The 21,874-nt window shown below is 64.7% G+C and carries 19 protein-coding genes and 1 pseudogene; 14 read left to right on the forward strand and 6 right to left on the reverse strand.

Annotated elements, in window-relative coordinates; translation table 11 throughout:
- The first annotated feature begins 7 nt into the window (after window positions 1-7).
- The 3 genes from ACSKT0_RS04250 to ACSKT0_RS04260 are packed head-to-tail and all read left to right on the forward strand — an operon-like array spanning window position 8 to window position 2,931.
- Window positions 8-1,144, forward strand: coding sequence for an aromatic ring-hydroxylating oxygenase subunit alpha (locus ACSKT0_RS04250; protein ID WP_437772650.1), 1,137 nt, complete (start codon window positions 8-10; stop codon window positions 1,142-1,144).
- A gap of 60 nt (window positions 1,145-1,204) precedes the next feature.
- Window positions 1,205-2,293, forward strand: a complete 1,089-nt coding sequence (locus ACSKT0_RS04255) for an S-(hydroxymethyl)mycothiol dehydrogenase (RefSeq protein ID WP_437772651.1) — start codon at window positions 1,205-1,207, stop codon at window positions 2,291-2,293.
- On the forward strand, window positions 2,290-2,931 hold the full coding sequence (locus tag ACSKT0_RS04260) for an MBL fold metallo-hydrolase (RefSeq protein ID WP_437772652.1): 642 nt from the start codon (window positions 2,290-2,292) through the stop codon (window positions 2,929-2,931). Before ACSKT0_RS04255 ends, ACSKT0_RS04260 begins: the two co-directional genes overlap by 4 nt.
- Here ACSKT0_RS04260 and ACSKT0_RS04265 read toward each other — a convergent pair.
- Complete coding sequence (locus tag ACSKT0_RS04265; RefSeq protein ID WP_437772653.1) at window positions 2,928-3,752, reverse strand: IclR family transcriptional regulator; 825 nt, start codon at window positions 3,750-3,752, stop codon at window positions 2,928-2,930. The genes ACSKT0_RS04260 and ACSKT0_RS04265 overlap by 4 nt on opposite strands.
- A gap of 103 nt (window positions 3,753-3,855) precedes the next feature.
- On the opposite strand from ACSKT0_RS04265, the gene ACSKT0_RS04270 reads away from it, so the two are divergent.
- On the forward strand, window positions 3,856-4,593 hold the full coding sequence (locus ACSKT0_RS04270; protein ID WP_437772654.1) for a VOC family protein: 738 nt from the start codon (window positions 3,856-3,858) through the stop codon (window positions 4,591-4,593).
- A 278-nt stretch (window positions 4,594-4,871) separates the two neighbouring features.
- On the opposite strand, the gene ACSKT0_RS04275 is transcribed toward ACSKT0_RS04270, so the two are convergent.
- Window positions 4,872-5,543 carry a GntR family transcriptional regulator gene (locus ACSKT0_RS04275; RefSeq protein ID WP_345447873.1) on the reverse strand — a complete coding sequence of 224 codons (672 nt, stop codon included), beginning with the start codon at window positions 5,541-5,543 and terminating at the stop codon, window positions 4,872-4,874.
- Between the two features lie 154 nt (window positions 5,544-5,697).
- Between ACSKT0_RS04275 and glyA the strand changes: the two genes are divergently transcribed.
- From glyA to purU, 7 genes and pseudogenes are all read left to right on the forward strand, one after another.
- Window positions 5,698-7,053: a serine hydroxymethyltransferase gene (gene glyA, locus ACSKT0_RS04280; protein WP_437772655.1), complete on the forward strand. Its 1,356-nt coding sequence runs from the start codon at window positions 5,698-5,700 to the stop codon at window positions 7,051-7,053.
- Window positions 7,050-8,270, forward strand: coding sequence for a sarcosine oxidase subunit beta family protein (locus ACSKT0_RS04285; protein ID WP_437772656.1), 1,221 nt, complete (start codon window positions 7,050-7,052; stop codon window positions 8,268-8,270). The genes glyA and ACSKT0_RS04285 overlap by 4 nt, the downstream gene beginning before the upstream one ends.
- A gap of 24 nt (window positions 8,271-8,294) precedes the next feature.
- Window positions 8,295-8,567: pseudogene (locus ACSKT0_RS04290) on the forward strand (sarcosine oxidase subunit delta); the annotation flags it as partial.
- A 38-nt stretch (window positions 8,568-8,605) separates the two neighbouring features.
- Window positions 8,606-11,563: an FAD-dependent oxidoreductase gene (locus tag ACSKT0_RS04295; protein ID WP_437772657.1), complete on the forward strand. Its 2,958-nt coding sequence runs from the start codon at window positions 8,606-8,608 to the stop codon at window positions 11,561-11,563.
- Window positions 11,556-12,191 (forward strand): sarcosine oxidase subunit gamma, encoded by a 636-nt coding sequence (locus ACSKT0_RS04300; RefSeq protein ID WP_437772658.1) that lies wholly within the window; start codon window positions 11,556-11,558, stop codon window positions 12,189-12,191. Before ACSKT0_RS04295 ends, ACSKT0_RS04300 begins: the two co-directional genes overlap by 8 nt.
- Window positions 12,191-13,582, forward strand: a complete 1,392-nt coding sequence (locus ACSKT0_RS04305) for an L-serine ammonia-lyase (RefSeq protein WP_437772659.1) — start codon at window positions 12,191-12,193, stop codon at window positions 13,580-13,582. Before ACSKT0_RS04300 ends, ACSKT0_RS04305 begins: the two co-directional genes overlap by 1 nt.
- Before the next feature lie 2 nt (window positions 13,583-13,584).
- Window positions 13,585-14,484 (forward strand): formyltetrahydrofolate deformylase, encoded by a 900-nt coding sequence (gene purU / locus ACSKT0_RS04310; RefSeq protein ID WP_345447866.1) that lies wholly within the window; start codon window positions 13,585-13,587, stop codon window positions 14,482-14,484.
- 238 nt (window positions 14,485-14,722) lie between these two features.
- Here purU and ACSKT0_RS04315 read toward each other — a convergent pair whose 3' ends face one another.
- Window positions 14,723-16,204: a PucR family transcriptional regulator gene (locus ACSKT0_RS04315; RefSeq protein WP_437772660.1), complete on the reverse strand. Its 1,482-nt coding sequence runs from the start codon at window positions 16,202-16,204 to the stop codon at window positions 14,723-14,725.
- A 108-nt stretch (window positions 16,205-16,312) separates the two neighbouring features.
- On the opposite strand from ACSKT0_RS04315, the gene ACSKT0_RS04320 reads away from it, so the two are divergent.
- Window positions 16,313-17,842: a purine-cytosine permease family protein gene (locus ACSKT0_RS04320; RefSeq protein ID WP_437772661.1), complete on the forward strand. Its 1,530-nt coding sequence runs from the start codon at window positions 16,313-16,315 to the stop codon at window positions 17,840-17,842.
- A gap of 11 nt (window positions 17,843-17,853) precedes the next feature.
- Window positions 17,854-18,816 (forward strand): polysaccharide deacetylase family protein, encoded by a 963-nt coding sequence (locus tag ACSKT0_RS04325; protein WP_437772662.1) that lies wholly within the window; start codon window positions 17,854-17,856, stop codon window positions 18,814-18,816.
- Between the two features lie 103 nt (window positions 18,817-18,919).
- Here the strand turns inward: ACSKT0_RS04325 and ACSKT0_RS04330 are convergent, their stop codons facing one another.
- Both ACSKT0_RS04330 and ACSKT0_RS04335 read right to left on the reverse strand, forming a co-directional pair.
- Window positions 18,920-19,762, reverse strand: a complete 843-nt coding sequence (locus tag ACSKT0_RS04330) for a matrixin family metalloprotease (protein WP_437773964.1) — start codon at window positions 19,760-19,762, stop codon at window positions 18,920-18,922.
- Between the two features lie 124 nt (window positions 19,763-19,886).
- Window positions 19,887-21,065 carry a VIT1/CCC1 transporter family protein gene (locus ACSKT0_RS04335; protein ID WP_437772663.1) on the reverse strand — a complete coding sequence of 393 codons (1,179 nt, stop codon included), beginning with the start codon at window positions 21,063-21,065 and terminating at the stop codon, window positions 19,887-19,889.
- A gap of 265 nt (window positions 21,066-21,330) precedes the next feature.
- Between ACSKT0_RS04335 and ACSKT0_RS04340 the strand changes: the two genes are divergently transcribed.
- Window positions 21,331-21,519 (forward strand): hypothetical protein, encoded by a 189-nt coding sequence (locus ACSKT0_RS04340; protein ID WP_437772664.1) that lies wholly within the window; start codon window positions 21,331-21,333, stop codon window positions 21,517-21,519.
- A gap of 40 nt (window positions 21,520-21,559) precedes the next feature.
- Here the strand turns inward: ACSKT0_RS04340 and ACSKT0_RS04345 are convergent, their stop codons facing one another.
- Window positions 21,560-21,874, reverse strand: a complete 315-nt coding sequence (locus ACSKT0_RS04345) for a hypothetical protein (RefSeq protein WP_437772665.1) — start codon at window positions 21,872-21,874, stop codon at window positions 21,560-21,562.

The following is a 21,874-nucleotide window of genomic DNA, read 5'->3' on the forward strand; positions in this document are numbered from 1 at the left end:
AGTCAGTATGACTACTGAAGTTGTTTCCCCCAGCCTGATCCCAACTCTCCCCGGCCACACTTATGTCAGTGAAGACATCTTCCGCGCCGAGCAAGAGCACATCTTCGAACAAATGTGGTTCTGCGCAGTGCGGACCGCGGACCTGGAAAAGGCCGGCTCCTTCAAAACGGTTCAGATCGGCCGCGAGAGCGTGCTCATCAACCGCACCCGCAAGGGGGAAATCCGCGCGTTCTACAACATCTGCCGGCACCGGGGCGTGAAGCTGTGCATGGAGGAATCCGGCGAAGCCAACCGCTCGTTCCAGTGCCCCTATCACGCCTGGACCTACGATCTTGAGGGAAAGCTCATCGCGGCGCCGAACCTCACCAAAATGCCGGATATTGACCGCAACGAATACGGACTGGTCAAGGTCCACGTCCGCGAATACATGGGCTACGTCTGGGTCTGCCTCGCGGATGAGCCGCCGTCGTTCGAAGAAGACGTCATGGGTGCGATCGAGGAACGCCTCGGGGACCTGCGGGCTGTTGACAACTATGACATCGCGAACCTGAGCCTTGGCCGGCGCATCAAGTACGACGTCAAGGCCAACTGGAAGCTCATCATCGAAAACTTCATGGAGTGCTACCACTGCGCCACGATCCACCCCGAACTCACCGAAGTCCTGCCCGAGTTCGCCGACGGGCTGGCGGCGCAGTATTTCGTGGGCCACGGCGCCGAGTTCGGTGACGACATCAAGGGCTTCACGATTGACGGTTCCGAAGGCTTGGATCGAATTCCCGGAGTGGGCGATGACCAGGACCGCCGGTATTACGCAGTGACCATCAAGCCGAATGTCTTCGTCAACCTGGTCCCGGACCATGTCATTATCCACCGCATGTTCCCGCTGGCCGCCGACCACACGATCGTCGAATGCGACTGGCTGTACCTGCCTAGCGTGGTGGAATCCGGAAAGGACGTGAGCGCATCGGTAGAGCTCTTCCACCGGGTCAACCAGCAGGACTTCGACGCCTGCGAACGCTGCCAGCCAGCGATGGGTTCCAAGATCTACGCCAAGGGCGGCGTCCTGGTACCGAGCGAGCATCACATCGAGGCGTTCCACAGCTGGGTCACCAACAAGATCGCCGATGTACCCGCCGACAGCTAGCCTGAGAAATGTCTGTCTTGTGACGAGCTACCGCGAACTTAGGAAAAGGAACACCAGATAATGGTTTACAAAGTACGGGCGGTCATCGCCAAGGAAAAGAACGCTCCGGTCTCGGTGGAGACCATCCTGGTGCCGGACCCCGGTCCGGGCGAGGCGCTGGTGGATATCCTCACCTGCGGCGTTTGCCACACCGACCTGCATTACAAGCAGGGCGGCATCACCGATGAGTTCCCCATCCTGCTCGGCCACGAGGCCACCGGTGTGGTCAGCGCCGTCGGCCCGGACGTCACCGAAGTTGCGCCCGGGGACCGGGTGATCCTGAACTGGCGTGCCGTGTGCGGGGAATGCCGGGCGTGTGCCAAGGGCCAGCCGCAGTACTGCTTCAACACGCACAATGCCACCCAGAAGATGACCCTGGAGGACGGCACGGAACTGACACCGGCCCTGGGGATCGGCGCCTTCGCCGAGAAGACCCTCGTCGCCGCGGGACAGTGCACAAAGATTGACGACGACGTCGATCCCGCCGCCGTTGGGCTGCTCGGCTGCGGTGTGATGGCAGGCATCGGTGCCGCCATCAACACAGGTGAGGTCAAGCGGGGCGAGTCCGTGGCCGTGATCGGCTGCGGCGGCGTCGGCATCGCCGCCATTGCCGGGGCAAAGCTCGCCGGCGCCACCACGATCATCGCCGTGGACATCGACGCCAACAAAATCGAGATGGCCAAGTCCCTGGGAGCCACGCACGGTATCAACTCCAGCCAGGAGGACCCCGTCGAGGCCATCCGGTCGCTGACCGGCGGCAACGGTGCCGATGTGGTGATCGACGCCGTCGGACGCCCCGAGACCTTCACGCAGGCCTTCTACGCGCGCGACCTCGCCGGCCGCGTGGTGCTGGTGGGTGTCCCGACGCCGGGCATGTTGCTGGAACTGCCCCTGCTGGATGTCTTCGGCCGCGGCGGTTCGCTGAAGTCCTCCTGGTACGGGGACTGCCTGCCCTCCCGTGACTTCCCGATGCTGGTGGCGCACTACAAGCAGGGGAACCTTGACCTGGACGCGTTCGTGTCGGAACGGATCACGATCGACCAGGTGGAAGAAGCGTTCGCCAAGATGCGCGAGGGCAAAGTGCTCCGCTCGGTCGTGGAAATCGCATGAGCGTCACCATCGAAAACCTCGTCACCTCGGGCACGTTTTCGCTCGACGGCGGCACCTGGGACGTGGACAACAACGTCTGGATCATCGGCAACGACGACGAATGCGTGATCATCGACTGCCCGCACGACGCGGCAGCGATCATCGACCGCGTCCGTGGCCGGAGGGTCCTGGCCATCCTGCTGACCCACGCGCACAATGACCATATCGGAGCAGTGCTCGAGGTGGCGAGTGCCGTGAACGCTCCGATCCACCTGCACCCGGCGGACATGGTTCTGTGGGAGCAGGTGTACCCGGATGCCGCGCCGGACCGTTACATTGCAGACGGCGACATCTTCGAAGTGGCGGGCACGGCCCTGCAGGCCATCCATACCCCGGGGCATTCCCCGGGTTCCACGTGCTTCTACTTGGAAAGCGAAGGCACGGTGTTCACGGGCGACACCCTCTTCAACGGCGGTCCAGGGGCGACGGGCAGGTCGTTCAGCGACCACCCGACCATCCTGGCCTCGATCCGGGAACGCCTCCTGACGCTTCCCGCGGAAACCGTGGTCCGGACCGGCCACGGCGGGGACACCACCATCAAAGCCGAGGGGGACAACCTCGCCCAGGCAGCGCTGGATCGCCAGGTCGACGGCGTTTAGGCTCCGGTGGCTGCGGTGTAACCCATCTTGACGCTGATTGAATACCCGGCTTGCTTGAGCGCATCGAGCAGGCCGGGTATTTTTTCCGGCTCAAAACGGAAGGCCGGCCCGGAAAGACTGATAGCTCCGATCACCGTGCCGCTATGGTTGCGGATCGGAACGGCGACGGCGTTGAGTCCGCGTTCGAGTTCTTCATACGTGACGGCATACCCGGCCTCCGCGATGACCGGCATTTGCTGCTCCAGCTTGTCCCGGTCGGTGATGGTCTGAGGCGTGTATCGCGCCTGGCCGGATTCCCTGAGAACGCGGTCACGCGTCGCGGGCGGCAGCGCTGCAAGCATGACCTTGCCGCTGGACGTCGCGTGGAGCGGGGTGAGCCCCCCGATCCAGTCCTGCGTGCCAAGCGTGTTGGGACCGATGGCCTGATCCACATTGACCGCGAAATTTGACCGCAGCACGGCCAGGTTGGCAGTCTCCGCGAACTTCTCCGCCAGGGCTTCGAGATCTTCCCGGGCCTCCTTCACCAAGCTGAGACGGGCCGGAATGGCACTGGCCAAGCGCAGGATGTTGAAACCGAGTTGGTACTTTCCGCGCTCGTGATTCTGCTGCACCATGCCACGGGCGTCCAAGGCGCTCAGCAGTCGCGACGCCGTTGACTTGTGGACGCCCATTTCCTCCGCGATCTCACTCACGCCGGCAGCTCCGTTGCGGGCGATGATTTCGAGCACGGTGATGGCCCGGTCCACGGACTGCACCCCGGCGTGCTGCGCGGCGGCGGGATCGGTATCGGGGTCGTTGGAAATGCTTGCATCAGCGTCCATGTGGTTCATCGTCTCAAACGCGGTCAAATGAGTGGGCTCTCCGGACAGCGTGTCTTGGGGTACGGCGGTCTGTCTCGCCTGCCTGGATATAGGATCGGGCGATATGGCACTGCGACTTGTTCAAGTGAATTTCAAGGCCCGGGATGACTCGGTGCTCGGCAAGTTTTGGGGCGAGGTCCTTGGGTGGGATATTTCCCGCGAAGGACCCGGTGTGAGCAATGTTGAACCCGTCGGCTTCATCGGGCCGGACCCCGTTGCCGTCTGCGTCGATGTCGTCACCGTCCCGGACCCCGAAACGGTGAAGTACCGCGCCCACCTCGACCTCGCCACCACCTCTGAGGCCCATCAAGTTGAGCTTGTGGCGCGCCTGTTGAAGCTCGGCGCGAGGCCCGCCGACATTGGCCAGGGCGATGTGCCGTGGACGGTCCTGGCCGACCCGGAGGGCAACCTGTTCTGCGTGCTGGAGCCTCGGCCGATCTACCGGGACACAGGGCCGATCGCAGCGGTGGTGGTCAATTGTGCGGATCCGCGGGCCATGGCCCGGTTCTGGAGCGGGGCGATGGACTGGACCCTGCACGAGGTGAGCGACGATCTTGCGCGGCTGCGTTCGGCCAAGGGTGCCGGGCCGTATCTGGAGTTCGTCCGGACACCCGCCGCGAATGCCGCGTGTGGCCGGGTCCATCTCGACCTGAGGCCGTACCGCGGCGATGATCAAGCGGCAGAGGTGGCCCGGCTGCGGGCCCTGGGCGCCACGGACGCCGACGTCGGCCAGGGCGACGTGCCATGGGTGTGCCTCGCCGACACGGAGGGCAACGAATTCTGCGTCCTCACTCCGGGCTGAGGCGTCGATCGCCTCAAGCCGTTCCTTCTTGGGCGCCGTCGTGCCACACTTGGTGGACTATCGATTGACTGGGGGGATCCGGGTCAGGAGATTGGTATGTGTGTTCTGATGCAACCCCGCACCTCGGGCCGCCGACTGGTGGTGATCGAGCCATGAACATCGGTTGGGCTTACTTCATGTCGGGAATAATCGCAGTTGACTCGCTCTTGCTGGGATTGCTGCTGTTGAACGTGAAGTGGCCCAGGCACTGGAAGAGATGACGCCTGAGGTCCTCGAACCTAGAGCACCTTGCGGATCGTTTCCTCGAAACTCACCACGTGGTGCAGGGCGAGCGCAGCCGCCCTGTCCTCATCGCCGTCGGCGATTGCGGTGAGCAACTCAGCATGCTCCGCGACGTGGCCCGTCACTGAAGGCACCTTGTCCAGCATGTGGCACCAGATGCGTGTTGCCAGGTTGTCGTAGCGGATCAGCACGTCCTCGAGGTGCGGGTTGGCCGCGGCCTTGTAGATGAGCCGGTGCACCTGGATGTCGTAGCGCATGAGTTCCTGCTGCCCGGCGTCGTGCGCTTCCAGGCCGCTTATGGCTGCCGCGACCTCACGCAGTTCCTCCCGCAGCTTAGGGCTGGCCATGCGGGCAGCGCGCCGTGAGGCCAAGGGCTCAAGCAGTTCCCGGATTTCGGACACATCCGCCAATTGGGTGATGTCGACGCCGGTGGCGAAGGTTCCGCGGCGGGGATACGACACCACGAGGTGGTCGCTTTCGAGCCGCTTGATGGCCTCGCGCACGGGCGTCCGTCCGATGCCGAGTTCCGCGGCAATCTGACCGTCGTTGATGGGGTCGCCCGGTTTGATGTCCAGCATGATGAGCCGGTCGCGCAGGAGCAGGTAGGCGTTTTCCGCCAAGGACGTTCCCTGTGTGCCTGTGTCCAGTGCCTCAAGTGCAGTGCTCATGTGCCCTCTCCCGTTTGTCACAATTCCAAGTCTGGCGGATCAGTTGCTGCCGGGCTGTTGACGGTTGTGTGATCTCCAACATACTATGGCAATAGTTCTAGTATATCAGTTGCTGATTAGTCAGTAAATATAAGTATCTCAAAAGGAGACCATCATGGTTGAACCGCTGATCCGCCCGCTCGCCCAGGCGGACCCGGAGGTTGAACAGGCGATCGCCCAGGAACTCATCCGCCAGCAGTCCACGCTGGAAATGATCGCCTCCGAAAACTTCGCCCCTGCAGCCGTCATGCAGGCACAGGGCTCGGTCCTGACCAACAAGTACGCGGAAGGCTACCCGGGCAAGCGCTACTACGGCGGCTGCGAGCACGTGGACGTCATCGAGCAGCTGGCCATCGACCGCGTCAAGGCTCTCTTCGGCGCCGAAGCCGCAAATGTCCAGCCGCACTCCGGCGCCCAGGCCAATGCCGCGGCCATGTTCGCGCTCCTCGAGCCGGGGGACACCATCATGGGCCTCGACCTAGCACACGGTGGCCACCTGACCCACGGCATGCGCATCAACTTCTCCGGCAAGCTGTACAACGTCATCCCGTACCACGTCAGTGAATCCGATCTCCGGGTGGATATGGCGGAAGTCGAAGCCCTGGCCCTGGAACACCGCCCGAAGCTGATCGTTGCCGGCTGGTCCGCGTACTCGCGCCACTTGGATTTCGCCGAATTCCGCCGCATCGCCGACCTCGTGGGCGCCTACCTCATGGTGGACATGGCCCACTTCGCCGGCCTCGTCGCCGCGGGACTGCACCCCAACCCCGTCCCGTATGCCGATGTCGTGACCACCACGACCCACAAGACTCTCGGCGGTCCGCGCGGCGGAGTGATCCTGTCGAAGGAACAATACGCACGCAAGATCAACAGCGCAGTCTTCCCCGGCCAGCAGGGTGGCCCACTGGAGCACGTGATCGCGGCCAAGGCGGTCGCGTTCAAGATGGCAGCAGAACCCGAATTCCAGGAACGCCAGGTGCGGGTGCTGGAAGGTGCCAAGCTCCTTGCCGAACGGCTCTTGAAGGAAGACGTGGCCGCAGCAGGGATCTCGGTGGTCAACGGAGGCACCGACGTTCACCTCGTCCTCGTTGACCTGCGCCACTCGGAACTGGACGGACAGCAAGCCGAGGACACCTTGCACCGCATCGGCATCACCGTGAACCGCAACGCCGTCCCGTTCGACCCGCGTCCGCCGATGGTTTCCTCGGGACTCCGGATCGGCACTCCGGCACTAGCCGCCCGTGGCTTCGGCGCCAAGGAATTCGCGGAGGTCGCGGACATCATCGCGACGGCGTTGATCGCCGCAGCAAGCGACGGCACTCTAGGTGACCACACCGCCGTCGAACTCCGTGCGAGGGTTACCGCGCTCGCCGAACAATTCCCGCTTTACGCGCATCTTTCCCAGAACGTCAGCGGCAACGACGCCGCTGCGACCGAACTTGAGGCAGAAATGATTGGAGCAGCCCAGTGAACGCAGACCAACTCCCCGAACACCCGGATTTCCTGTGGCGTAACCCGGAGCCCAAGGCTTCCTACGACGCCGTGATCGTGGGCGGTGGCGGCCACGGCCTCGCCACCGCATACTTCCTGGCCAAGAACCACGGAATGACCAACATCGCTGTCTTGGAAAAAGGCTGGCTGGCCGGCGGCAACATGGCCCGAAACACCACGATCATCCGTTCCAACTACCTCTGGGACGAGAGCGCTGCCATCTACGAGCACGCCTTGAAGCTTTGGGAGATCCTGCCCGAGGAACTTGAATACGATTTCCTCTTCAGCCAGCGGGGCGTCATGAACCTGGCCCACACCCTGGGCGACGTCCGCGAAAGCGTCCGCCGGGTCGGCGCGAACAAGCTCAATGGGGTCGACGCCGAATGGCTGGACCCGCAGCAAGTCAAGGAACTCTGCCCCATCCTGAACATCAACGACAACATCCGCTACCCGGTCATGGGCGCCACGTACCAGCCCCGGGCCGGCATCGCGAAGCACGACCACGTCGCCTGGGCCTTCGCCCGAAAGTGCGACGAACTGGGCGTGGACATCATCCAGAACTGCGAAGTGACGGGCTTCCTCAAGGACGGCAACCGCGTGGTGGGCGTCAAGACCAACCAAGGAACCATCCACACCGAAAAGGTTGGCCTCGCCGCGGCCGGCCACAGCTCGGTCCTCGCCGAAATGGCCGGCTTCCGCCTCCCGATCCAGTCGCACCCCCTCCAGGCGTTGGTGTCCGAACTGCATGAACCCGTCCACCCCACGGTGGTCATGTCCAACCACGTGCACGTCTACGTTTCCCAGGCACACAAGGGCGAACTGGTCATGGGCGCTGGCGTGGACTCCTACAACGGCTATGGCCAGCGCGGCTCCTTCCACGTGATCGAGCACCAGATGGCCGCCGCCGTCGAACTCTTCCCGATCTTCGCCCGGGCCCACGTGCTCCGGACCTGGGGCGGAATCGTGGACACCACCATGGATGCCTCGCCGATCGTCGGACTCTCGCCGGTTGAGAACATGTTCGTCAACTGTGGCTGGGGAACGGGTGGCTTCAAGGGGACACCCGCTGCCGGCCTGACGTTCGCCCACACCATCGCCACGGGTACGCCTCACGAGCTCAACAAGCCTTTTGCGCTGGAACGCTTCGAGACCGGTGCCTTGATCGACGAACACGGCGCCGCCGCCGTCGCCCACTAGCCGCAGCCCTTTAGGAGACCAACCATGCTGCTCATCAGCTGCCCCAATTGCGGGCCACGAGACGAAACCGAATTCCACTACGGCGGCCAGGCGCACGTTGCCTACCCGGAAAACCCGGACGCGCTGACGGACCGCCAGTGGGCCGAGTACTTGTTCTACCGCGACAACACGAAAGGCGCCTTCGCCGAACGCTGGGTGCACAGCACCGGTTGCCGCCAATGGTTCAACATGCTCCGCGACACCGTCAGCTACGACATCCAGGCCATCTACAAAATGGGCGAACCGCGCCCCGATGTGCACACCGCAGCAGCCACCACTCCGGAAGGAGCCACGAAGTGACCCCGCAGAACGCCCGCCTCGCCACCGGCGGCCGCATCGACCGCAGCATCTCCTGGCGGTTCACCGTGGACGGCCAGGAATACACCGGGCACCCCGGAGACACCGTTGCTTCAGCATTGCTGGCCAGCGGCCGCATCAACGTCGGCAACTCGCTCTATGAGGATCGGGCCCGCGGCATCATGTCCGCCGGCGTGGAAGAATCCAACGCCCTGGTCAAGGTGGCTGCCCGCTTCCCCGGCCATGTCGCCGAGTCGATGCTTCCCGCGACCACCGTGTCCCTCGTGGACGGGCTCAGCGTTGAGTTCCTGAACGGCCTTGGCAAGCTCGATCCCAACGAGGACCGTGCCGAGTACGACAAGAAATACGTCCACACCGACGTCCTGGTGGTTGGCGGCGGCGTTTCCGGCCTCGCGGCAGCCCGTGAAGCCGTCCGCACCGGCGCCCGGGTCATCCTGATCGACGATCAGCCCGAACTCGGCGGCTCGTTGCTTTCCGGTTCTACCGCACCGGAACTCGCCGAGATGATAGAAGGCAAAGGGGCGCTGGAATGGATCGCCGACGTTGAGGCCGAGCTCGTCTCCGCCGCCGAATGCACCGTCCTCAACCGCACCACGGCGTTCGGCTCCTATGACGCGAACTATGTGATCGCGGCACAGAACCGTACGGACCACCTCGGCAGCCCGGCCGCGGACGGCGTCTCCCGCCAGCGTATTTGGCACATCCGTGCCAAGCAGGTGGTTCTCGCCCCCGGCGCACACGAGCGTCCGCTCGTCTTCGAGAACAACGACCGTCCCGGCATCATGCTGGCCTCAGCGGTCCGGAGCTACCTCAACCGCTACGCAGTCGCTGCCGGGCGGAGGGTCGTCATCGGCACCACCAACGATTCGGCCTACCTGTTAGCCGCGGATCTGCTCGCCGCCGGTGTCAAGGTCGCCGCCGTCGTCGACGCCCGTCCGAAGCTCAGCGACAAGGCCGCAGCCGCCGTTGAAAGCGGCATCCGCGTCCTCGTCGGCAGCGCCGTCGCCGATACCTCCGGTGCGGGGGAAAACGGCCGGATCGACGGCGTCACCATCCGCAGCCTCAACGACGACGGCGAAGTCACCTCCGGCGTCGAACGGATCGCTTGCGATCTGCTGGCGGTTGCCGGTGGCTGGAGTCCTGTGGTCCACCTCCACAGCCAGCGCCAAGGCAAGTTGCGTTGGGACGACGAGCTGGCCGGCTTCGTGCCAAGCTCCGTGGTCAGGGACCAGCAGGTTGTTGGCTCCGGACGCGGAAGCTACGATCTCGGGGACTGCCTCGGCGAAGGCGTATCCGCGGGTGCCGCAGCCGCCATCGCCGCGGGGTTCAGCTCCCAGGCGGTGCCCACCGAAATCAAGGCGCCGAAAGCCTCCGCCCCCACCCGCCAGTTGTGGCTGGTGCCGGGCCAGAGCGGAAACGCGGGGGAGTGGCACCACCACTTTGTCGACTTCCAGCGCGACCAGTCCGTGGCCGACGTGCTTCGTTCGACCGGGGCCGGCATGCGCTCGGTGGAACACATCAAGCGGTACACCTCCATCAGCACCGCCAACGACCAAGGCAAGACGTCGGGCGTCAACGCCATCGGCGTCATCGCCGCGGCCCTCAAGCAGGCTGGCGAAGCATCCGCCGGAGGCAGCCGGAGTATCGGCGACATCGGAACCACGACCTACCGGGCTCCTTTCACCCCGGTGGCCTTCGCGGCGTTGGCCGGGCGCCAGCGCGGCGAGTTGTTCGATCCCGCGCGCATCACCTCAATCCACCCCTGGCACGTTGCCCAGGGAGCGCTCTTCGAGGACGTCGGGCAATGGAAGCGCCCGTGGTACTACCCGCAAGCGGGCGAAGATATGGACGCTGCCGTGCTTCGCGAATGCGCCGCTGTGCGGGAATCCGTGGGCTTCATGGACGCCACCACCCTCGGCAAGATCGAGATCCGAGGCAAGGATGCCGGCGAGTTCCTGAACCGCATCTACACCAATGCGTTCAAGAAGCTCGCCCCGGGTTCCGCCCGCTACGGGGTCATGTGCACCCCGGACGGCATGATCTTCGACGACGGCGTGACCTTGCGCCTTGACGAGGGCCGCTACTTCATGACCACCACCACCGGCGGCGCCGCGAAGGTCCTCGACTGGCTCGAGGAGTGGCACCAGACCGAGTGGCCGGAGCTGGACGTGGTGTGCACTTCGGTGACCGAACAGTGGACGACGATTGCCGTCGTCGGACCCAAGTCCCGCGCCGTGATCGCAAAGGTCGCCCCGCAACTGGCGGCCGACGGCGGGTTGGACGCCGAAGCATTCCCGTTCATGACGTTCCGCGAGACCACGCTGGCCTCCGGAGTCCAGGCACGGGTTTGCCGGATTTCGTTCTCCGGTGAGCTTGCCTACGAAATCAATGTTCCGTCCTGGTACGGGCTCAACACCTGGGAAGCCGTTGCTGCGGCAGGGGCCGAGTTCAACATCACCCCATACGGCACCGAGACCATGCACGTGCTTCGTGCCGAGAAGGGCTACCCGATCGTCGGGCAGGACACGGACGGCACGGTCACCCCGCAGGACGCCGGGATGGAGTGGATCGTTTCCAAGGCCAAGGACTTCATCGGCAAGCGTTCCTACAGCCGCGAGGACGCGGTCCGCACGGACCGCAAGCACTTGGTCAGCGTACTGCCGGCGGACGGTTCGTTCCGTCTTCCGGAAGGCACCCAGCTCGTGGAAAAGGGAATCCCGGTCAACCCGGCATACGGCCCCGTGCCGATGCAGGGCTTCGTGACCTCGAGCTACCACAGTGCCGCTCTGGGCCGGTCCTTCGGCCTGGCACTGATCACCAACGGCCGCAACCGGATCGGCGAGACCCTGGTGGCCTCCGTCGGCGACCAGTTGCTGGACGTCGTTGTGGGAGAAACCGTACTTTTCGACGCTGAAGGGACCCGTAAAGATGGCTGAAACAGCAACACCCGCAAACCCCGAGACGCTCCGTGCGGCACGCCGCAGCCCGGCGTCGCACCTTGCACCGACCTTTGAGTCCGGCTCCGTGCCTGGAATCGTGGCGTTGAAGGAGATCCCGTTCCAGACCATGGTGGGCGTCCGGGTTGACCGGGCGTCCGACGCCGGAGCCCGCCTCGCGTCCGTGACCAGCGGACTGCCGGCCGCCTGCGGTGAGATCAGCGGGGATGAGAGGGCCACCACCCTCTGGCTTGGGCCGGACGAATTCCTGGTGGTCGCACCGGAAACTGCCCATGATTCCCTGGGCGGAGACCTGGTCCGTGCACTGGTGGAGGCCCTGGGCGACGACCCGGGCCAGGTGGTGGACTTGTCCGCCAACCGCACCACCTTCGAGCTGTCCGGCGTCCGTGCCCGGGACGTCCTTGAAAAGGGCTGCTCGCTCGACTTGCACCCCCGCGCCTTCCGCACCGGGACGGCCCTGGCCACGGAAATCGGCAACATCCCGGCGATGCTGTTGAAGACCGGAGAGGACAGCTTCCGGATCTTCCCACGGGCTTCGTTCGCCGAGTTCCTGGGACGCTGGCTGCTTGACGGCATGAGGGAATTCGCTTCTCCCGAGGTTCCCTGATGGCACTGAGTGTGCTTGACCTGTTTTCCATTGGCATCGGGCCGTCGTCGTCGCACACGGTCGGCCCGATGCGGGCGGCAAAGCAGTTCACCGACGGCCTGGAATCCTCCGGGCAACTCGCGGCAACGGTGCGCGTCCAGGCAGAGCTTTTCGGCTCGCTGGGCGCCACCGGCCGCGGCCACGGCTCGGACAAAGCCGTAGTACTTGGGCTCCAAGGCCAGGCGCCGGAAACGGTGGACACCTCCACCGCCGACGACCAGGTAGCGGCCGCAGCCCTGGACGCCGAATTGCGGATCGCCGGACACCACCGCGTGGACTTCAATTGGGACGAAGACGTGGTCCTGCACCGACGCAAATCCTTGCCCGCCCACCCCAACGGCATGACTTTCCGGGCCCTGGACCACACCGGGGAAGTGCTACGCGAACGCAGCTACTACTCGATCGGCGGCGGCTTCGTGGTGGACGGCGATGCGTCCGGAAGCGACAAAGTCGTCGCAGACAGCACCGTGCTGCCCTATCCCTTCACCTCCGCGGACGAGCTCCTGGCGATCTGCGCACGGGAGGACATGTCCATTTCCGATGTCATGCTCGCCAACGAGCTCGTGTGGCGCAGCGAAGCCGAACTTCGCGAGCGGCTGCTGCACATCTGGGCCGTCATGCGCGAATGCGTGGACAACGGCTGCGCTGCGGAAGGAATCCTGCCGGGAGGCTTGAACGTGCGGCGCCGGGCGCCGTCGTTGTTCAAGACGCTCAAGGCCACCGACGCCGGTCTGCAGGGTTCAAGCTCGGCAGACCCGCTGCTCGCTATGGAATGGGTGAACTTGTTCGCGCTTGCCGTGAACGAGGAAAACGCCGCGGGCGGCCGCATCGTCACGGCACCCACCAACGGTGCGGCCGGCATTGTGCCGGCGGTGCTGCACTACTACACGAAGTTCGTGCAGGGAGCCGACGACGACGGCGTGGTCCGCTTCCTGCTCGCGGCGGCCGCCGTCGGGATCCTGTTCAAGATCAACGCATCCATTTCAGGCGCCGAAGTGGGTTGCCAGGGCGAGGTGGGCTCTGCCTGTTCGATGGCTGCCGCCGGTCTGTGCGAAGTCCTTGGGGGTACTCCCGAGCAAGTGGAGAACGCCGCCGAAGTGGGTATCGAACACAACCTCGGCCTCACGTGCGATCCCGTGGGCGGGCTGGTGCAGATTCCGTGCATCGAACGCAACGCCATCGCCAGCGTGAAGGCCATCAACGCCGCCCGCCTTGCACTGCACGGCGACGGCAGCCACAAAGTGTCCCTTGATAAAGCAATCAAAACCATGCGAGAGACAGGAGCGGACATGAAAAGCAAGTACAAGGAGACCTCCCGCGGAGGCCTCGCCGTCAACGTAGTGGAGTGCTAGCCATGACTGTCACACAGAATGAATCCGTTAGCTCGGCGCTGCCGGCTACCACTGTTGAGCATGTCCTGACGCTCGATTGCCCGGAAACGCGGGGGATCGTGCACGCTGTCTCCGGCTTCCTCCTGGAACACGGCTGCGACATCATCGACAACAAGCAATTCGACTCCCAACTGGATCACCATTTCTTCATGCGGATCCACTTCGCATCGGATGGGGATCAGTCGACCATCGACTCGCTGCGGGAATCCTTCGCTCCCGTTGCTGAAAAATTCGGCATGCGCTGGCAGCTGCAACGCCACGGTGCCAAGCGGCGGGTGTTGATCATGGTCTCGAAGTTCGAGCACTGCCTCAACGACCTGCTGTTCCGGGCGCGCATCGGGGAACTTCCCATCGACATTGTCGGGGTAGTCTCCAACCACCCGGACCACAGGCGCACGGTCGAATGGCACGGCATTCCGTTCTTCCACGTGCCGGTCACCCCGGACACCAAGACGGCGGCAGAGGGTCAACTCCTTGACCTCATCGATCGCCTGGATGTCGAACTCGTGGTCCTTGCCCGCTACATGCAGGTCCTCAGCGACGATCTTGCCCGCAAGCTCGATGGCCGGGCCATCAACATCCACCATTCGTTCCTCCCCAGCTTCAAGGGTGCCAAGCCGTACCACCAGGCGTACGCGCGGGGCGTCAAGACCGTGGGTGCCACCGCGCACTACGTCAACGGCGAATTGGACGAGGGGCCGATCATCGCCCAGCAAGTCGTGGAAGTGGACCACACCTTCGGTCCGGACGACCTGGTCGCGGCCGGGCGAGATACCGAGTGCAAAGCACTCAGCAACGCTGTCCGCTGGCATTGCGAAGGGCGCGTGATCCTGCAAGGCAGCAGGACCGTGGTGCTCAAGTAGTGCTCGAACGGCCCACCCAACGGTGGGCCGTTCAGGCCCTGATTCCTTCCGCGATCTGTTCAGGCACGACGTCGTGAATCACTGTGGTGTTCGAGCCTGCCTGCGTGAGGGTCCGTGAAAACACGAACTTAGGCATCTCGCGCCAGATCCCGGCGAACTCGAACATGGGCGCCGAGATGTCCGGATCCGGCGCGGCCGTGTTCCAGTAAAGCGGAACAGGGCAGCTTGGGCTGGCAACCTAAATCCGGGCGAGGCGGGTTGCCAGGTGAAGGGCGGCCAACCGGCCCGTCCCCCGCGGATCCCCGCCGCACAACTCGAAAATCCTCTGGAGCCGGTGGTGCATCGACTGCCTTTCCAAGTGCAGCTCCCGAGCCGCCTGGGCGGTATTGCACCCGGAATCCAGCCACACCGCCAAGGTCCGCATCAGCTCCGAGCGCCGCTGCTCGTCATGCTCGACGACGGCGCCGAGCTGCCTCCGCACGAATCCCTCGCGGGCGGCCGCGTCGAGGCTTGCCTCCGCCAAGCGCTCGACCGCGAAGTCCTCGGCGTCGACAACGCCATTCCGGGTTTCGGACCCCGGGATGAGTTCAAGCGTCCGGCGTGCTTCTGCCAGCGACCACGGTGCTTCGCCGATTCCCTGGGCCAGCGGACCGACGGCTATGACCGAGCCATCGGGGACATCCAAGGCCCCAAGCGCTTGGATGAGCGCGATGCGCGAAGCCACTGCCGTGGCGTGGGGGAGAGCGGCCAAGGCGATCAGTTCGGCGTTGTCCGCGTAGCTCGCACTTTGCGGAACCGCCTCGTCCAGGATGCCGTCGAGCCGTGTCCGAAGCTGTCCCGCGGCCGGGGAACGAACCACGACGGCGGCGACCGGACCGCTGGCGGGGAACCCTGAGGCCGGCCCCAATTGCTGGAGCCTCCATGACTGGGTGCCCGAACTGATGGCCCGCATAAGCTCGATTCCCGCAAGTTCCTTGAGCCCGGGTGGCATCCGTTGCAGCAACGCCAAGCCGAGGATATCGACGCACCGCTCGCCGGCCACCCGCGCGAGGTTGGCGTCGCCGTCGTCGGGAACTTCCAACTCCAGTCGGGCGGCCAGCACGCCGCGGACGGGCACATCGACTGTGGTGACGGTGAACGACTCGGGCTGGACGGCCGCCGTCGCGCTTCCCAAAGTGATGCCCGACGGCGAGACGAGCCTCGCGCTGGAACCCGTCCGGCCGGCCAGCACGGCGAGGAGCTGATCCAATCCGCCTCCGTGCGCGAGTTCCGCCGACATGGCATGGCTCGTTTCGTCGCCGAACTGCAATTGCGCCACCGATTCGCTGACCAGCAGCGAGTTGATGGCTTGCATGATGCCGACGAAGGGAGCCACTTTGCACAACTCGATGATGGGAAGCCCGGCCTCCTGGCCGGCGTCGAGCATGGACTCCGGTATTGCGGGCAGCTCGGGACCGGTCTCGATGGCCAAGGCAGTGATGCCGCGGGCCGCCAGTTGGCGGACGTAGTCCACCCGGCGCTCATCCGAAGCAGTGGCGAGAGCCTGCCCGCCGCTCAGAAGCAGCTCGCCGCCCCGCAGCAGCGGAGCGATGTCCAGCACTTCGCTCGAATGGACCCAGCGGAGCTGCCGGGACAGTGCCCCGGGCACATCCGTCCGCAGGACTGGTTCAGCGGCTCTCAGGCTCTCGTGTTCGAAGGCGTCGGCAAGGAGTAGGGACATGACACTCCGTAACTAATTTCGGGGAACTATCGTACACATCGTATCTTGTTGCTGTGATCTGGGGCACATACATTGAAGTAGTCCCTTTCCTACACGGAGGATCCCCCAATGCACGAGAACTTATCCACTGCGACGCCTGGGGCTGCAACGGCGCAGACCGACGTCGAACAGAACCTGCAGTCCATTCCCGAATCAGCGCGTACCCGCAGCGTAGCGGGCCAATTCTGGATCTGGGCAGGCGCAAACCTTGCCCCCATCAACTGGGTCCTTGGGGCCCTCGGCGTCCAGCTCGGACTCGGCTTTGCCGATACCGTGACTGTCCTGGTGGTGGGAAACCTGATCGGTATGGCACTCTTTGGCCTGTTTGTCCTCCTGGGGCAACGGACCGGAGCTACCGGCATGGTCCTGGCCCGGGCCGTCTTCGGCCGCCGCGGCAACTACCTTCCGAGCGCCATCCAGGCACTGCTCGGAATCGGTTGGTGCGCCGTCAACACCTGGATCATCCTGGACCTGGTGATGGCACTCCTTGGCAAGCTCGGCATGGTCGATCCGGAGCAGCCCAACGTGGGCCCCAAGATCGTGGTGGCTTTCCTGATCATGTCCGCCCAGGTCACGATCGCCTGGTTCGGCTACAAGGCCATCGCGGCTTTTGAAAAGTGGACCGTCCCGCCCACCATCGTGGTGCTGATCGCCATGTCGGCCGTGGCCTGGTTCGGCATGAATATCGACTGGGGCTACGCGGGCCCTCCCGGTGCTGTCCTTGAAGGCGGCGCGCGGATCGCGGCCATGACCACCGTGATGACGGTCATCGGCATCGGCTGGGGGATCACGTGGTTCACTTACGCAGCGGACTATTCACGTTTCGTCAGCAAGTCCGTCCCCAAGCACAAGGTCTACCTGGCCTCGGTATTCGGCCAGTTCCTCCCGGTAGTGTGGCTCGGCATCCTCGGCGCCAGCCTGGCAACGAAGAGCGGCACGGCCGATCCCGGCCACCTCATCGTCGACAACTTCGGCGTCCTGGCCATCCCGGTCCTGTTCCTGGTGCTGCACGGTCCCATCGCGACGAACATCCTGAATATCTATACCTTTTCGGTGGCCGCCCAGGCATTGGACATCAAGGCCAAGCGTCGTTCCTTGAACCTCTTTGTCGGGCTCCTGGCCCTGGTCGGCGTCGTGTTCTTCATCCTGCAGGAGGATTTCGCGTCAACATTGAGCACGTGGCTCGGCGGCCTCGTGGCGTGGGTAGCCGCGTGGGGAGGCATCATGCTGGTGCACTACTTCTGGGTGGACAAGCGTAGCCCTGTCGCAGTCGATCGACTCTTCGACCCCGTGGGCACACGTCGGCTCCCGGCAGTCAACTGGGCCGGGATCACCGCGCTTTTGGTAGGAATCTTCGCCACGTGGCTGTTCATGTACGGCGTCCTGCCGATCATGCAGGGCCCCATCGCCACGGCCATGGGCGGGATCGACTTGTCCTGGCTGGCAGGCGGGCTCGTTGCCGCGGCGGTTTACGGCGCACTGGGCCCACGGGTTCATGCCCGATACCTTCCGCTGCCGTCCTCAGCCGCAGTTTCCTCCGCGGCCGCGACGTCGCAGCCGCTTGCGGAAGACGCCGTCGCCAATCTGGTCAACGACTGAAAGGACACCCGATGACCACCAACGCTTTCCCCGACGAGGCCCACGCGATCACGTGGCCCGAAAACTTCAAGGCGGCGGCGTCGTTCACGTTCGACGTCGACGCCGAATCGTGCACCATTGCGCACGATCCCACAAGCACCAGGCGCATGTCGCTCATGAGCCACCAGTCCTACGGCCCGAGGGTCGCTGTTCCGCGGCTCCTGAAGATCCTCGAGCGACAAGAGATCCAGGGAACCTTCTTCATCCCGGGGTTCACGGCGGAAAGCTACCCCGATGTGGTGCGGCGGATCGTCGACGGCGGCCATGAAGTGGCCCACCACGGCTACTTGCACGAACCGATGCAGGGAATCGATGCCGCCACCGAGGCCAACTACCTGGACCGCGGGCTCGAAGCCCTCGCGAAGGTAGCCGGGGTCAGGCCGGTCGGCTACAGGGCACCGTGGTGGGAGCTGAACTGGCACTCGCCGGCACTGCTAGCGGACCGTGGCTTCCTCTACGATTCAAGCCTGCTCGACGGCGATGCCCCCTACCGCATGGCGGTTGCCCCGGGTAATTCAGGGGATAGCGATTCACGGGACATTGTGGAGATCCCGGTCGATTGGGCCCTGGACGATTGGGAACAATACGCGTTCTACCCGGGAGTAACAGGAAGCGGCGTCATCGAGAGCCCGGCCAAGGTCTTGGAGATGTGGACCCTCGAAGCCGAAGCCCACCACGCCCAAGGCAGTTGCTTCGTCTTGACCAACCACCCGTTCATCTCCGGCCGTCCATCCAAGGCCGTTGCCTTGGAGCGGCTGATCGAACGAGTGAAGGCCATGGACGGGATGTGGGTGACCACCTTGGAGCGGATCGCCGAACACACCAAGGCCACGGTCAACGAGATCCACAGCCACGGCCGGATCGAGATCCCCTCCTACCCAGGCGCAGGAGCCAGCTTCAAGCCTGCCCGCGTCTTACAGCCCGCCCCCAACTAGGCCTATCCCCACCCAACTAGCTCGCAGTTGTTGTCGTTATCACGGCTCAAAACGACATCTAATGCGAGCTAGTTGGGCTGGGCGGAGCTGCAGGTGAACCGGGCTACAGGTCGGTGCGGCACGGGGCCGTGTGGAGTTTGTAGAGTCCGTTCAGGTCTCCGGCTGCCAAGCCATCCGGGGCACCGATCTCCGGGTACATGAGCTCGATGGGATCCTCAACGTGGTCAAGGCCCACCACGTGGCCAAGTTCGTGTTGAATCACGGCGGAGACATAATGGGCACCCCCGGGGACACCCAGCAGTTCCGTGATTTGCGGGGCGTCGAGGTCCAGGCTTCCGGAGACGTAGCTCTTGGGTCCGGTGCCGAAGCTGTACATGGTGCTGCCTCCGGTTCCGATGACGGTTCCTGCCAACCCCGGAGCCGCCTCGGGCGTGGTCCAGGAAATCAACAGCGGTGCCCAACGATCTCCATAGAGCGCGGGCTGGTAGGGCTTGCGCTTCTCGGAGGGGTTTTCCGTGCTGGGGCCGTCGTCAACGAATTTGAGGCCGGTGGCGGCGGCGATCTTGGCGATGGCGTCGGCGATGAGCCCCTCGGATCCGGCCGGGGCGAGGGCTGCGTTGACCACGTAGTGCAATGGCCGGCACGGAGAGTAGCCAACTGGGGTGCCGTCGGCGTTGGTGGCCAGGAACTTGTAGGAGCTGCTGGCTACCGCAGGCTTCGCGGGGGAGCCGAGCGGCTGCCCGGCTTCCTCCAGTCCAGGTGGTGGGGTATCCGGCGCACGGGCCGCTTTTTGTGGTGCCTGCCCGGGAGCCCCGTCCTGCCCGGGGCTGCTTGCCGTGGCATGGGCAGAAGGGGTCCGGTTTGGAAGCAAGCCGGTGATCCCGGGGCCGCCGCGGAGGAATCCACTGACCAGGACGGCTACGGCAGCGACGACTGCCACCACCATCAAGTTTCGGAACAGCGCCAGAACGGTACTGGGGCGCTTGGGCGGCGGACCGCCGTCGTAACCGTAGTTTGAATGCAAGTCTTCCCCCAAGTCCCTGCACCGGCGCCCCGTCGGGCCGGCGCTACTAACCGATGACTGCGCCGAAGACGAGTCCCAGCCCATACGTTGCCGCGGCCGCACCGAGCCCGATGGCGAGCTGCCGGAGGCCGCGGGTCAGCGGCGAGGTTCCGGACAACAAGCCGACGACGGCGCCGGTCGACAGAAGCGCGATGCCCACCAGCGTACCGGCCACAGCAAGCGCCGCGAAGCCCGTCATGCCGAAGATGAACGGCAGGATGGGCACGATGGCGCCCGAAGCGAAGAAGCAGAAGCTCGAGATCGCGGCACCCCAGGCGGAGCCTACGGCCTCGTGCTCGTTGACGGTTTCTTCCACTTCGGGTTGGAGCGAGAGGCTGGGATCGCAATCGCAGCTGTAGAGGCCCATGCGTTCGGCGGCCCGGTGTTCGGCGGCTTCTCGGGACATGCCCCGGGCCAGATACACCAAGACCAGCTCATTGTGCTCGATGTCCAGCGCAGGGGCTGCGGTGAGCGTGGCCTGGGTGGGGCGGGTGGCCTTGAGGAGCTCGAGTTGCGAGCGCACCGAGACATACTCGCCGGCACCCATGGACAAGGCGCCCGCCAGCAGGCCTGCGATGCCGCTGAACAGGACCACGGTGGCGGGAACGCCGGTGGCCGCCATGCCCATTACGAGTGAAAGGTTGCTGACAAGGCCGTCGTTGGCGCCGAATACGGCCGCGCGGAACGTGCCGGACAACCTGTTGCGGCCGCGCGTCGCCAGGCCGCGGACTACTTCTTCGTGGATCTGTTCGTCGGCCGCCATGGCGCGGGTCGCTGCCGGATCCTTCGCGTAAGGCGAGCGGCCTTCAGCCCGTTGGGCGAGGGCCAGCACGAACACCGATCCGAAGTTCCGGGCCAGGAAGCCGAGCATTTGGCTTCGGACCGAGGCCGCCTTCGGCATACCGGCATGTTCGCCGAGGAGCTTGAGCCAGTGTGCCTCATGGCGGCCTTCAGCCTCTGCGAGGGCCAAAAGGATTTCGCGTTCCTCGCCGTCGCGGCGCTGCGCCAGTTGGCGGTAAACGGCGGCCTCGGCTCGCTCATCCGCCAAGTACTGCCGCCAGCGCTTGATGTCCGACGACGACGGGGGAGCCTTGGGGGCTGCTACGTCCTGCGATGGACTGCTTGAGTCCTGCGGATTATCTGGATGCGAGTTGTCTGGATGCGAGGGTTTTGTGTGCGGTTGCACCGGGACTCCTGGGTTGCTGGGGCGGGCTTCATCGCCTCATTGCGGCTCCACTCTATCGCCAATTTCCGCGGTTTTTCGGCCGGTAATCCTCACTGGAGAATTTAGGTCCCCCTCAAAAACGGGAGGCTCCCGGGAAGCCTTGACCACGGCAGGGGGCAGTGCTGGGATGGATGGACAGGGTCCACGAATTGGCGGGGTAGCGCTGGACGGCTGCCTCCTATGCCTGTGCGATGGGCTCAGCGGCACGTCGAACGGAGGTTGCACCATGGACAGCACCGAGACCCACGCCCGCCACCCCGACCGTCCCACGGTCGAGGCCGATCCCGCCTATGACTACAACGAGGACCTGGCGGTGGACGAGGACTGGGACGACCAATCCGAGGTTCTTGACGACGACGAGCGGCCGGTTGCCCTCGATGCCGACGAACACCGTGAGGCTGAAGAGATCGAGTAGCCCCGGGCTCCGCTGAACCCGAGGTGCTAAACCCGGGCGGCTAAAACGCGCTCAGGATGAAGTGCCTCTGCACGCCTGCCCGGTGCCCGGTTGCCGCCACCGTAAGGGTGAGTTTCCGTGTCGCCGGGAACCAGCGGGCGGGCTGGACCGCCTTTGAGAGCGCTTCGGTGATGAGCCGCGGCTCATGATGCCAATAGCGTTCCAAGTTCCCGTCCACCACGAACGTGATGGAGCCTTGGGACAGGTCGACGCCGGGAATCACCCGGACGAACTCGTCCACCCGCCGGGGGCGGGGCAACAACAGGGTGCCGGACTGGGTGGTGCGGTCGGCGGTGGCGCCGTTTTCGAAAGGCAT

The sequence above is a fragment of the Arthrobacter sp. KNU40 genome (assembly GCF_051515115.1).
GTDB lineage: Bacteria > Actinomycetota > Actinomycetes > Actinomycetales > Micrococcaceae > Arthrobacter.